Source organism: Thermogemmatispora onikobensis (genome assembly GCF_001748285.1).
In the GTDB taxonomy this organism is placed as follows: Bacteria; Chloroflexota; Ktedonobacteria; order Ktedonobacterales; family Ktedonobacteraceae; genus Thermogemmatispora; species Thermogemmatispora onikobensis.
In genome coordinates this window covers 1-11,694 of sequence record NZ_BDGT01000014.1, presented here as the reverse complement: position 1 = coordinate 11,694, position 11,694 = coordinate 1, and the positions used below count along the sequence as shown (strand labels likewise).

The following is an 11,694-nucleotide window of genomic DNA, read 5'->3' as shown; positions in this document are numbered from 1 at the left end:
CAGCTCAGGATAACGGGAGCTGTTCCCAGGTTACTCCAATACCGCCCGTGCTGTCGCTTGGGACAATGAAGGAGGGCAAGAATAGCTCCTGCGTGTCAGCGGCAGCAACCTGGTCGCTGTTGGGAGGAAGAGTCCGGAGCAGCAGACGCATGCCATCGCATACCTCGGCCTCGCTCAGCGTCTGCCCTGAAGCCAGCGGATCAGGGAACCCTTCGATGAAGAGCAGCCACTCCTCTTCTGCCCTTGCCTCCCCGTCTTCCTCCCCTTCGCCTCCTGTCGACCTGCTCATGGGGGCAGCACAGAGTTCACACAGAAAAGGAAGCAGTTCACCGATAGTGTAATCAGTCGGCAGCTCTAGATCGAGAGCACGGTCCGGCCCTACAACGGTTACCAGTGCTCTGTTACGCATAGCTTCTCCCTCCCTTTCCCCGGCAGTACCCGGTGGGATTGGACTGCGATGCCCTGCCACTCTTGCAAATTGAGGTGCTCAGAGTGCTGGCGGCCTCCGTCGACTGTAGCCAGAGGCCGCCAGAGAATAGGCTGCGAGAGGGGATGTCTCTGCTGACTGTGCTGCTTTGCTTCCCTGCGATCACTCGTAGCCGCTGAACAGGGAGGCCATCGTATGGTCCAGATCCTGCAAGGCTGTCGAGCTGCCCTGCAAGCCCCTGGTGAGCTGCTCAAGATCGCGCAGGACCGCGCTCATATGCGTATTCCAGATAGTCATGGCATTCTGATAGGCCACGCTGCCGCGTCCAAACCAGTCGGCTTCCAGGTCCGCAACCGCAGCGGTAATGCGCTGGACAGCCGGCTCAAAGTTCGCAAGCTCCGTGAGAAAGCGCTGAGCGGCAGCATCCATCTGATGGGTACGACCACCAATCAGATCCCCCTGTGAGGACATGGCAGGTTCCTCCTCGCTGTGAATGTGACAACCAAACCCAGGAATGCTTGAGACCAGCCCCCAGAAGCACACAAAACAGCTGAGGTCAGCTCGGCAAAGCTCACGCCCAAGATACCTCGCTTGCTCCGCCTGTCTCCCCCATCTCTTTTACCAGGCGAGAGCGCCTTGCCCGGCCTCTCCGCTTGCGAGCCCTCCTTGTCTTGCAGCGGCTCAAGCATATCAATACATCAATTCAAGAAGCATTCGTATAACATGCTTTAGACAAAATGATACCGATTATTCTCCGAAAAAGCAATGCGACTACACGAAAATTGAATAGAGTGTCATGGCCCATGTCGCCAGTTCAGGGCATTCTATCAGGCTTGAGGATGCCCAGGCTTGATCAAAGAGGTAGAGCAAGTCTCGACTGAGAGAGAGCAGTACATCACGCACCACTCGCCAGAGAGGAGTCTGAATCTGTTGCAATTCCTGTGGGGAAAAAAGCGTTTCCGCGTGGTCGGCGACGTAGGCGCGAACGCGCGGCTCCCACCAGGTAAGCATTTCGGTGAGCAGCACAGCGCCCGCGAAGCGATCCCCGTGGGGGCCCCATTGACCTTGACGCGGTAGATTGCGATGCTGGTAGCCCGGTGATCCCCAGCTGACTTTCTTGGGCTGAGGCAGGCCAGGGGCATAGAGGCCCTCCAGGTCCAGCAGCTGGACCCCACTGAGCTGTGGCGTGAGCAAGATATTGCTCCCAGCGATGTCCCCGTGAGCCAGGCTGTGAATCTCGAGGTTCCAGAGTACCTGAGCTGTGGCGAGCGCCAGCTGGCGCGCCTGTTCAAAGCTGTAATTCACGCTGGCCGCTTGATCCAGCATGAGACCAGCCCAGGTGCGTGCTTCAATCCAGGGCATCAGCACGGCGTACTCTAACTCGGGAAAAGCTCCGATCGCTTCTGGATAGTGGGCTTGTGTGAGGCAGATGCGGTAGCCCAGATAGAGACCTGGCAGATGGGCATGGCGCTGCAACACCTCCGTCACACGCATCAGGTGTGGCCCACGATAGGAGGCTTTGAAGACTTTGAGGGCCCAGCGTTCCTGCGTATCCAGATTGCGCACCTGATAGACGAGCGCTTCTCCCCCTTCGAGTACAAATACGGCTTCTTTGTCAGCTGGCAGCAGGGGATGGGGCAGAAATTCGAAATAGGATGAGCCAATCCGCAAAAACATGCCAGGAAACGGTTGAAAGCGTGTCACCGCTCAATCTCCTTCTCCTTCTTCTTCTTCTCTCACAGTGCGAACGGCACCAGGCCAGGTGTGAGGCAGGCCAGTGCGTACCAGGAGGGAGTTGCTGATTCTACGGTCATCCCGCCTTTCGCAGGGCCTTACCCGGGCGGGTGGCCCGCTGGCAGCCAGTGCAGATCGAGCGCGGTCATATCGTCGTTTTCCGGGAGCAGCAGCAGCTCACGAGCGCGCTCTTGCAGCTCTTGATCGTTTAATTCGCTTAGAGAGGAGGCCAGAGGCAGCAGGCCATCGGTGTAGACGATCAGGCGCTCAATGGTGGAAAGGCCCACGCTCCAGGCATTGAGCAAGCCGCGCGTGCCGCGTACCGTTGACCAGCGTCCTTCATCATCGGTGCTGCCCCCGAGTGTAAAGGAGTGTTCGCCGGAGACAAAGAGGCGGGCAGCGACATTGCCCATCCAGCAGAGCAAGGCTTCAGTGGGGCGAGCTATCTGTAGCTGGGCCTCCCAGGGAGCCAGAGCGATGCGTCCAGCCAGAAAGACGGTCTCGCTACCGTAGTCCTCCCGCAGCTCTTCCAGCACCTCGCGTACAAGCGCCGGCGCCTCTGGCGCCAGGGGCAGGCTCCTCAGCTCTTCCTGGGCAGCTCGCGCCCATTCGTCCATGCGCTGGCGCAGGCGGGCCGCTATGGTCCTGACCGTACCTGTGCGCGCCTCTTGCTCTTGTAACCAGGCAACCACGGCGCGGCCCAGATACCGGGCCGCAAAGTCGCCGCGATATGAGCTGCCCACGCCGTCGCAGACACAGAAGTAGAGGGCTGTGCCATCGCGACTGGCCACGACTCGAGCATAGTCTTGATTGGCCAGCGCCTGGGTCTGGGCTTCGCGGCTGCGCAGCGATAGCAGCCGTAAAACGACCCGGTTATTGATGGTGTGCGAGGTAAAGTACTCGCTCTCTCGATCGGTCTCAAAGCGTAGATGCGTTGGCTCAGGCTGCTCTGTCCGCTCGATGTCCTCGGATAGCATGGCTCTCGCTCCTTCCTCTGGCGCGAGACGATCTTATTTCAGCTGGGTCGCGGTCGAGATGGTGAAGGCCAGACGCACCAGGTCGGTGTGAACACCCGGGAAGAAGAGGGCCGCCCCCGACTGCAGGTTGTAGCCGTAGTTGTTGATATTCTGCCGATAGATCTCCGGCATCGGTGAGGAGAGGGAGAAGAGAAAGCGCGCATAGTCGTTCGTGAGCTGGCCAGGACGGGTGACCCCTCCCCACTGATGCCAGTCGCGGACTGGCGCGCGCAACATGTTATCGGCCACATAGACGTTTTCAACGAGCACCGGCCCATCACGTACGGCCATCGCTTGAATACGGCGCACGATCGGCGTGGGATCGCTGGCTGTGATGAGTGCGTCTGTCAGATGACAGACTAGAGGGGCAGGACAGGCGTCAAATTCGGTAAGGTGCTTTTGCAGGAGGCTCTCAACTGCTGCGAAGCCGACGGCGGTGTCGGTCTCTCCGCCAGCGCTGATGACTGGCACGCCGTGCTTGACAAGCTCCGGCAAGTCGCGGACCCCCCCCAGCACGTCGACAACTGCTGTGCTATAGGCAAAGATCGCTACTTTGTAGCGCCTCTGGACAATGCCATCGCGAATGGAACGCCGGACCATGTCTTTGATTGCTTCCTTCAATGCCCGGTTGACCAGCCCCATCTTGGTGGTGGGGCCACAGGGGTCATTCATGGAGTGGCTGGCATCAATCAGGTAGATGACCAGCGCCGGCGTGAGGGAGGTCGCCGGCTGCGTGTAGTACATCGTCTCTGCCTCCTCTCCGGTCCAGAAATTAGTCGGGCCGCTGAAGACCGCTGCGCTTATGACCCGTCAGCCTCCCGTTTTGCCAGTAACGCGGCCTCTCAAAACACCCTCAGCTTGAATATGATACCACACCATGTTATACTCACAGAGATATTCTTGCTGGTTAAGAAGAGCCATATCCTATGCCAAAGCGAGGGCACGTCATGAGTTCGCCTGGCGTCTTCATTTGTCATGACCTTGATACAAAGGCTCATCAGGAATTACAAATTCTAACTCGTTTGCGCCAGCGGCTTGAGGAGGTGGGTGCTACCGTCATTGTGTATCCGAGCCATGTCAGCGACGATGGCTTTCTCTCCTTTTTGAATCAGACTCTGCCCGATCTCCAGTGGTTCATCCTATTTCAGACTTCTACAACGGCTCAGTCCTATCAGGTACGCATGGCCGTCAATACGGCTTTGAAGCTCCTGGAGCAGCACCGCTTGCAGGGGGCGCTCCGCTTCCTGGCCAGTCCCGAGGGGTCGTCGACGGAGACACCTTCTGAGTGGACCGCTCTGCCCACTTTCGACGGCTCCTACGATTATCCGCGGGCCATCGAGAAGCTGGTGTTGACGCTGGAAAAAGAGCGAGCGCCGTTGCTTGCTCCCCCTCAGACGGTTCAGGCCCTGACGCCTACCCCTTCGCCTGGCTCCGCTCCAGGCGGGCTCGCAGCTTTTCCTTCCCGCCCTTCGGCTCAAGCTCATTACGATCGCCCAGTTCTCCCCCCTGGCAGGCTCGTTTCCTCCGCCAGCCCTCTGCAGGAGTTCTACTTTGGAACTACGGAGCGAGGACGAGCCATCATTGGCCTCTCTTTCTTGCTGGTCGCTACGCTGGTTCTCGGCACCGTCATGGCTCTGCTCCTGACCCACTCCGCTCAGACGCCCGCCACTGGCAGCGCCGCCGCTATCAGCTATGGCCGCCTGGAGTTTTTTAATACTGGTCTGACCGGAGCCGATAATACGACCGGGATCTGTGATGGACTCGATATTCATCTGCAGAATCTACGTTCCCCTCAGAGCGGCCAGAGTTTCTACGCCTGGCTGCTGCGCGATAAAAGTCAGCTCGGGGGCGCTTTGTTGCTAGCGAAGTTCACTCCCGTGAATGGCCACCTCGATCTGCGCTACAACAGCCCCAATCACCAAAATCTCCTGAATAGCTATAGTCGCTTTCTGATCACAGAGGAAAGCGCGGCTTTGACGCCCGACTCGCCAACCGCTGATTTGACCCACTGGCGCTACTACGCAGAGATCCCCCAGGTGCCAGATCCCCAGGCTGAGACGGTCGGCAATACTATGGTCCACTATAGCAATCTGGACCATCTGCGACACTTGCTTAGCAGCGAGCCTCAGCTGGATCAGTTATCGCTCCACGGAGGGCTCAGCGTCTGGTTCTTTGAGAACGTGAGCAAGATCTTCGAGTGGGCCTCGGCAGCCCGCGGCACCGGGGTTCCGCGCAATGCCACGGAGATGCACCAGGCCCTGGTGAAGATTCTGGACTACCTGGATGGCACCGAGCTGGTCTCCCACGATGTCCCCCGCGGCACACCCGTCCTGGTCGATCCAACTGTGGGGCGCGTTCCTTTGCTAACGCTGGATGAGAAGGCCCTGCCCGTGCCCGGCTATATCCGCCATATCGAGCTGGACCTGATCGCGCTGACAAGCTCTCCCCATTCCTCGGTCACTCAGCGCCAGCTCGCCGGACAGATCGACAGCGAGCTGAACCGCGTGAAGGCTAATCTCGATCAGGTACGCCAGGATGCACGCCAGCTGGTCCATATGGCTCCCAAGCAGCTGCTGGCATCGTCGACCATCCCTCTGCTCGACGACTTGCTCAGTCAGGCACGTACGGCATTTATTGGTGAGGTGAATCCGGCCACAGGCCTCCGTAGCGGCGGTGCGGTCTGGATTTTCGATCACTTGCCAGAACTGGCGGCCCTGAATGTGGCACCTTATAAGGTCTAAAAGCTCTCTCCCAATCCGGTCAACGCCACCCTCAGCTGGCAGGGGACAGCTGCCCGACGGCTCTCGTCTCCGCTACCTGGGCAGCGCAGCGCGCCTGGCCTCCTCGAGCTATCAGAAGCAGATCGGCCTCAAAACTGGGGTTATCAGTCGAGAGGAGCGCAGGCCGAGGCTCTGGACAGGTCTGATCTGGCAGCCGGTACAGCAGGCTGCTTGATCCGCTCGTCGCCTGGCCCTCGCTGAGGCAGATGCAGAGGAGAGAAAGAAGGAGAGCTACAGGAGGCCAACACTCTGACGCGCAGCTTCAGAGACCGAGATGCAGAAGAGCAGGGCCGTCAGCGCCCGGCAGGGAAAGAGGGACCAGCAAGAGGCAGGCGGCTCTTAGCGGTCAAGCGCTTCGCCTGTCTCGTTTGCCACCTCTTCTGATTCGCCACGATCGATAATGGCCTCACGATCATCCAGCATGCCTGGCAGGGGATCGATGTACATGGTGCGGCGCACCAGATCGATCTCTTTAATCACCTCTTTGATGGCAGGGATCAAGACCTGCCTGCCATCTCGCATGCGGATCGCGTAGACATCGTTACTACCAGTCAGCCAGATCTCAGTAATCAAGCCTACTTCCTGGCCATCGAGGGTCAAGACCCGCAGGTTCAGGATATCATGCTGATAATACGAATCGGGAGGCAGGGGAGGTAATTCGGCTAGCGGAATTTGTAGCGCGCAGTTGCGCAGGGCCTCGGCAGCCGTCAGCGAATCGAAGCCCTGCAGCTTCAGCAAGACGAGGCCGCTTTTGTAAGGGCGAACATGCTCGATGCGATGGCGCCGGGGAGGTGAACCGCAATAGACAGCCTCCAGCTGCGCAAAGCGATTGGGCAGGTCGCTCATCGGCAGGACCTTGACCTCGCCGCGCAGTCCGAAGGGAGCAATTACCCGTCCCACGGTCGCCCATTCCATATCACGCTGCATAGAATTGGTAGCCATTGCCCGCTCACTGTCTCCTCTTGGGAGTTTCCGAGAGAAAAAGAGGGCCAGCGGGACCAGGCTAGACGACCTTCAGGGAGGTATGACGGCCTTCGCGCGTGCCCATAGCGCGCATTAGCGTACGCAGGGCCTTGGCCACACGGCCCTCTCGCCCGATCACCTTGCCGTAGTCCTCGGGCGCCACCCGCAGCTCAAGGACCACCGCCTGACGGTCGTTGCGCACCTCGCGCACCTGCACCGCCGCCGGGTTATCAACCAGCGACTGCGCAATATACTCCACCAAGCGGCGCATTGAGGAATTTCTCATGGCCATAGCTAGCTACTCTGCCTTACCAGTGGAGGCGGAACCAGTCTTGCTCTGCTCAAAGCGCTCCAGCACTCCAGCGCTCTTGAAGAGCGCGACCACGGCATCTGAGGGCTGTGCGCCATTCTGCAACCAGCGCAGCGCCTTCTGCTCATCAATCTGCACCGCCGCCGGCTCGCGCAACGGATTGTACCAGCCAATATTTTCAATAATGCGCCCATCCCGCGGCGAAGGAGCGTTTGCAACAACAATGCGATAGCTGGGCGCCTTCTTCTTACCCACACGCATCAAACGAATCTTAACAGCCATGCTTCCCTCTTCTCACCTCTCCCCAACGGGAGAAAGTCCTCAACAGTACTTGCTCTCTCGCCAGCTTGCTCCGGGCCCCATACGCTTGTGGCCAGCTCCCACAGAGCCAGCGAGCACCCTCATTGATATGATGCCGGAACCACGCCCGTCAAGTTGCCCTTCCACTCACTCCAGCCAGCCGGCACAGGGGACGACGCGCCTGCCCCTCTACCCAGTTCGATACGGAGGCAGAGAGCGCGCTTCATGCACAGACAACGCCGAAGCAAGAGAGCTGGAGCAAACGCTGTGCCGCTGCCTAGGTGGCGTACGCAGTAGATGCAGAACAAGGCATAGGGCATGGCCCCAATGGCGTCATCAGGATAGCACGGGCGAAAAATTTTGTCAACAGATGGAATGGAGGCGTCCCTGTCTGCCCAGGGCAAAGGTCCGCGCCTGCTCTGCTTATCACTGGCCGTTCCGACCATCAGGCCCGGATTACAGAGGACAATGAACGGGACGAAGGTGGGCTGGCAGCCCTGGGTCCGGCAGGCAGGAAAGGGAGCACTCCGCTCGCCAGCTCTCTGCTATAATGGGGCGCGAATGCAGAGTACGAGGGGGCATAGTTTGTTCATGCGCCGTACTAAGATTGTCTGTACTATCGGACCGGCCAGCAGCAGTGAGGAGCGCCTGGAGCAGCTGATGCTGGCAGGGATGAACGTCGCCCGACTCAATTTCTCTCACGGCACCCACGAGGAGCACGCCGCTGTGATCGAGCGCATCCGACGCATCTCGGCACGGCTGGGCTGGCCCGTGGCCATCCTGCAGGATCTGCAGGGGCCGAAGATCCGTGTTGGCAGTTTGCCTGGCGGGCAGCCGCTGCGCCTGGTGCCTGGCAGGCAGGTGATTATCACGACGCGCGAACCGGCCACCAATGGCGAGGGCACGCCTCTCTCAGAGCAGAGCACTGAGCTGACAGTGATTCCTACCACCTATGGGCTGCTCGCTCAAGACGTCAAGCCCGGCGATCGCATCCTGCTTGACGATGGCCTGATGGAGCTACGGGTGCTTGCCAGCGATGGCCAGGCGGTGCGCTGCGAGGTGGTCCACGGGGGTTTGCTCAAGGAGCACAAAGGCATGAATCTGCCAGGTGTGGCTGTCAGCGCCCCAGCACTGAGTGAGAAGGATCGCGCCGATCTGCGTTTCGGCGTCCAACACGGCATTGACTACGTGGCCTTGAGCTTCGTCCGTCGGCCAGAAGATGTGCTTGAGGCCCGCCGCTTTCTCCAGAAGCTGCAGGCCGAGATGGCCGCCCAGGCAGGTAGGAGGCAGCCCGCGGGCGATATCCCTCTGATTGTTAAGCTGGAGAAGCCGGAGGCCGTGGCGCGTCTCGACGAGATTCTGGAGGTGGCCGATGGTTTGATGGTGGCCCGCGGCGATCTCGGGGTCGAGATGTCCTTAGAGAAGGTGCCGCTGATCCAGAAGCGTGTCATCGCTCGGTGCAACCAGCTAGGGCTACCAGTGATTACGGCTACGCAAATGCTGGAGTCGATGGTGACCAACCCAACGCCAACGCGCGCTGAGGTCGCTGATGTCTCTAATGCTCTCCTCGATGGCACTGACGCCGTGATGTTGAGCGCCGAGACAGCCAGTGGTTCCTATCCGGTGGAGGCCGTGGCGATGATGGTGCGCATTATTCAGGAGACAGAGGCCGAGGATCGAACCGCGCAGCCGCCACATTGCCAACGCCTCTCTCAGGAGCATGCCGTCAGCCACGCGGCCCGCGCTCTCTCCGAGGAGGCCAGTGTGCGCGCGATTGTGGTCTTTACGCGCTCAGGCAACTCGGCCCGCCTGATCTCCAAAGACCGACCACGCCGCCCGATCCTGGCTTACACTCCCTCGGAGCGCGTCTATCGCCAGCTGGCTCTCTGGTGGGGCGTCTGGCCGCGTCTGATCGAGATGCATGGGACGACCGAGGAGCTGATCGCCACTGTTGAGCAGCGCCTCTTGAGCGATCACTTGCTCGGCGAAGGTGAGCACGTGGTGATCATGGGAGGACTCCCGGTCGCCAGTCGCGCACGCACGAATTTTGTCAAACTGCATCGCATCGGCGAGGGGCGCACCTCCCGCTCCAGCTAACTTACTCAGGCCAGCAAGGTTGCTGCGCCTTAGCGCCTGCTCTGGGCTCTTCCTCCTCTCCCCTCCTCGCCGCGACGCCGTTGAGCTGAGGAGGGCAGCGGCAGGTCGACAGAGGCTCGTTTCGTTTGACATCCTCGCTGAATAGGACTATACTGGAAAACATCAGACCAGCGCCATCGGCTGCGGCGGGTAATAGCGATGTTATCCCGCCGCGCCTTATTGCAACGGGGCAAGATATTGGCTGGCACGTACCGCCTGGCTGGCTCGGCTTTTGAGTCCTGTTTCAGGAAGAAGAGGTGTGCATGACTGTTCAGCAGGAAAAGAATTCAATCCCCGTTCCCCAGGTTGAGCCACGGGCTCCGATCCCTAAGCAGAATCTCCGTATCCCCGGCCCCACCGTGGTGCCGGATGAGATCCTGGCAGAGATGGCCCGCCCGATGATCAACCACCGCGGGCCGGAATTCGCCGCTATTCTGCGCCGTGTCACAGCACGGCTGCAATACTTTTTCCAGACGCGCTCACCGGTTCTGACGTACCCCGCCTCTGGTACCGGCGGCCAGGAGAGCGCTATTGTGAATCTGTTTTCCCCGGGCGACCATGTGGTGGCGATTACGATCGGCTCCTTCGGCAATCGTTTCGCACGTATCGCCGAGACCTATGGGCTACAGGTGAGCCGTATCGAGTTTCCCTGGGGTGAGGGAGCCGACCCGAATGTGGTAGAGAGCCGCCTGAAGACGCTGCCCCCCTACCGCGGCGTGCTGGTTACCCATAATGAGACATCAACGGGAGTGACCAACGATATCCAGACACTGGCCTCCCTGATCAGACAGCATAATCCCGACGCACTGATCGCCGTGGACGCCGTCAGCTCCCTGGGCTGCATCCCGTTGGAGATGGATCTGTGGGACCTGGATGTTGTCTTTACAGGTTCGCAGAAGGGCTGGATGTCTCCCCCCGGGGTGATGATGATTGCCGCCAGCGAGCGCGCCTGGCAGGCTAATAAGAGCGCCAAACTGCCGCGCTTCTACTTCGATTGGGCCAGCTCGCGCAAGAAGCTGGAGGTTGGCCAGCACCCAACGACACCGGCAGTCTCCGTCTTCTATGCCCTCGATCGCGCTCTGGAGCTGATGCTGGAAGAGGGCCGCGAGGCCATCTTTGAGCGCCATCGCCAGGCCGGTGACTATGTGCGCCGCCGCGCTCGCGAGATGGGCCTCGAGTTGTTCGCTAATCCGCGCTATGCTTCGAATACGGTGACAGCGGTCCGTCTGCCAGAGGGCTTCAATGGTAAGGCCTTTATGAAGGCCCTACGCGAGCAGGATGGCGTCGTGCTGGGCGGCGGCCAGGAGCACCTGGAGGGCAAGATTTTCCGCGTCGGCCACCTGGGCTACTTCCGCGAGGAGGATCTGGCCGAGGCAATGGATAAGGTGGAGCAGCGCCTGCGCTCTTTCGGCTTCACAGGCCACTGAACGCCGCTGCTGGAAGAGGGGAGCAAGGCTATGGTGATGGCTGAGGATAGACAGCCTGCGCCAACAGAGACTGTTAAAATTTTGATTGCTGATCGCGTGGCTCAGGAGGGCATCGATTTTCTACGCACCCATCTGCCAGAGGCCACGATCGATGTGCGCACCGGTCTCTCTCCCGCTGAGCTGTGTTCGATCATTGACGACTACGCTGCCCTCGTCGTGCGCAGTGAGACGCAAGTGACACGCGAGGTACTCACCGCCGGCCAGCGTCTGAAGATTGTAGCGCGCGCCGGGGTGGGCGTGGATAATATCGATCTGGAGACAGCGACGCGCCTCGGCATCATGGTGGTGAATTCCCCGCTGGGCAACGTGATCGCTGCCGCCGAGCACACTATCGCCATGCTGCTGGCCCTGGCTCGCCATATTCCCGCTGCCGACCGGAGTATGAAGGCCGGGAAGTGGGAGAAGAGCCGCTTTCTGGGCAGCGAGGTCCGCAATAAAGTGCTCGGGATCATTGGTCTCGGCAAGGTCGGAAGCGAGGTGGCCAAGCGCGCCCGCGGCCTGGAGATGGAAGTGATCGCTTTCGATCCCTACGTCTCGACAG

At 60.1% G+C, this 11,694-nt stretch carries 12 protein-coding genes; 4 read left to right on the top strand and 8 right to left on the bottom strand.

Going from position 1 to position 11,694, the window contains the following annotated elements; translation table 11 throughout:
- Positions 1 to 4 precede the first annotated feature (4 nt).
- From BGC09_RS08235 to BGC09_RS08215, 5 genes are all read right to left on the bottom strand, one after another.
- Positions 5 to 409, bottom strand: coding sequence for an EsaB/YukD family protein (locus BGC09_RS08235; RefSeq protein WP_069803412.1), 405 nt, complete (start codon positions 407 to 409; stop codon positions 5 to 7).
- A 180-nt stretch (positions 410 to 589) separates the two neighbouring features.
- A complete protein-coding gene (locus tag BGC09_RS08230) occupies positions 590 to 898 on the bottom strand; it encodes a WXG100 family type VII secretion target (RefSeq protein WP_069803411.1) in 309 nt (102 codons plus the stop codon).
- Positions 899 to 1,198: 300 nt separating this feature from the next.
- Positions 1,199 to 2,131, bottom strand: a complete 933-nt coding sequence (locus BGC09_RS08225; protein WP_069803410.1) for a serine/threonine-protein kinase — start codon at positions 2,129 to 2,131, stop codon at positions 1,199 to 1,201.
- 128 nt (positions 2,132 to 2,259) lie between these two features.
- Positions 2,260 to 3,138 (bottom strand): protein phosphatase 2C domain-containing protein, encoded by an 879-nt coding sequence (locus BGC09_RS08220; RefSeq protein WP_069803409.1) that lies wholly within the window; start codon positions 3,136 to 3,138, stop codon positions 2,260 to 2,262.
- A gap of 33 nt (positions 3,139 to 3,171) precedes the next feature.
- Positions 3,172 to 3,921, bottom strand: a complete 750-nt coding sequence (locus tag BGC09_RS08215; protein ID WP_069803408.1) for a vWA domain-containing protein — start codon at positions 3,919 to 3,921, stop codon at positions 3,172 to 3,174.
- Positions 3,922 to 4,103: 182 nt separating this feature from the next.
- On the opposite strand from BGC09_RS08215, the gene BGC09_RS08210 reads away from it, so the two are divergent.
- Entirely contained in the window at positions 4,104 to 5,918 is a 1,815-nt protein-coding gene (locus BGC09_RS08210) for a hypothetical protein (protein ID WP_141727693.1), read from the top strand.
- Positions 5,919 to 6,296: 378 nt separating this feature from the next.
- On the opposite strand, the gene rimM is transcribed toward BGC09_RS08210, so the two are convergent.
- From rimM to rpsP, 3 genes are all read right to left on the bottom strand, one after another.
- Positions 6,297 to 6,899: a ribosome maturation factor RimM gene (rimM, locus tag BGC09_RS08205; protein WP_069803406.1), complete on the bottom strand. Its 603-nt coding sequence runs from the start codon at positions 6,897 to 6,899 to the stop codon at positions 6,297 to 6,299.
- Between the two features lie 61 nt (positions 6,900 to 6,960).
- Positions 6,961 to 7,191 carry a KH domain-containing protein gene (locus tag BGC09_RS08200; protein ID WP_069803405.1) on the bottom strand — a complete coding sequence of 77 codons (231 nt, stop codon included), beginning with the start codon at positions 7,189 to 7,191 and terminating at the stop codon, positions 6,961 to 6,963.
- 27 nt (positions 7,192 to 7,218) lie between these two features.
- The gene (gene rpsP / locus BGC09_RS08195) at positions 7,219 to 7,512 is read right to left on the bottom strand and encodes a 30S ribosomal protein S16 (protein ID WP_069803404.1); all 294 of its coding nucleotides are present in this window, start codon (positions 7,510 to 7,512) and stop codon (positions 7,219 to 7,221) included.
- A gap of 609 nt (positions 7,513 to 8,121) precedes the next feature.
- Between rpsP and pyk the strand changes: the two genes are divergently transcribed.
- The 3 genes from pyk to BGC09_RS08180 form a co-directional block, all read left to right on the top strand.
- Entirely contained in the window at positions 8,122 to 9,627 is a 1,506-nt protein-coding gene (gene pyk, locus BGC09_RS08190; RefSeq protein ID WP_069803403.1) for a pyruvate kinase, read from the top strand.
- Positions 9,628 to 9,929: 302 nt separating this feature from the next.
- Positions 9,930 to 11,093 (top strand): pyridoxal-phosphate-dependent aminotransferase family protein, encoded by a 1,164-nt coding sequence (locus BGC09_RS08185; RefSeq protein ID WP_084658168.1) that lies wholly within the window; start codon positions 9,930 to 9,932, stop codon positions 11,091 to 11,093.
- Positions 11,094 to 11,129: 36 nt separating this feature from the next.
- Positions 11,130 to 11,694: NAD(P)-dependent oxidoreductase (locus tag BGC09_RS08180; protein WP_275935501.1), on the top strand; the 565-nt coding region annotated here is incomplete at its 3' end.

Excerpts from the sequence above, each read along its gene's own strand:
- BGC09_RS08235 (WP_069803412.1), bottom strand. The coding sequence starts at position 409 with ATGCGTAACAGAGCACTGGTAACCGTTGTAGGGCCGGACCGTGCTCTC.
- BGC09_RS08230 (WP_069803411.1), bottom strand. The coding sequence starts at position 898 with ATGTCCTCACAGGGGGATCTGATTGGTGGTCGTACCCATCAGATGGAT.
- BGC09_RS08220 (WP_069803409.1), bottom strand. The coding sequence starts at position 3,138 with ATGCTATCCGAGGACATCGAGCGGACAGAGCAGCCTGAGCCAACGCAT.
- BGC09_RS08215 (WP_069803408.1), bottom strand. The coding sequence starts at position 3,921 with ATGTACTACACGCAGCCGGCGACCTCCCTCACGCCGGCGCTGGTCATC.
- BGC09_RS08210 (WP_141727693.1), top strand. The coding sequence starts at position 4,104 with ATGCCAAAGCGAGGGCACGTCATGAGTTCGCCTGGCGTCTTCATTTGT.
- rimM (WP_069803406.1), bottom strand. The coding sequence starts at position 6,899 with ATGGCTACCAATTCTATGCAGCGTGATATGGAATGGGCGACCGTGGGA.
- BGC09_RS08200 (WP_069803405.1), bottom strand. The coding sequence starts at position 7,191 with ATGCGCCGCTTGGTGGAGTATATTGCGCAGTCGCTGGTTGATAACCCG.
- rpsP (WP_069803404.1), bottom strand. The coding sequence starts at position 7,512 with ATGGCTGTTAAGATTCGTTTGATGCGTGTGGGTAAGAAGAAGGCGCCC.
- pyk (WP_069803403.1), top strand. The coding sequence starts at position 8,122 with ATGCGCCGTACTAAGATTGTCTGTACTATCGGACCGGCCAGCAGCAGT.
- BGC09_RS08185 (WP_084658168.1), top strand. The coding sequence starts at position 9,930 with ATGACTGTTCAGCAGGAAAAGAATTCAATCCCCGTTCCCCAGGTTGAG.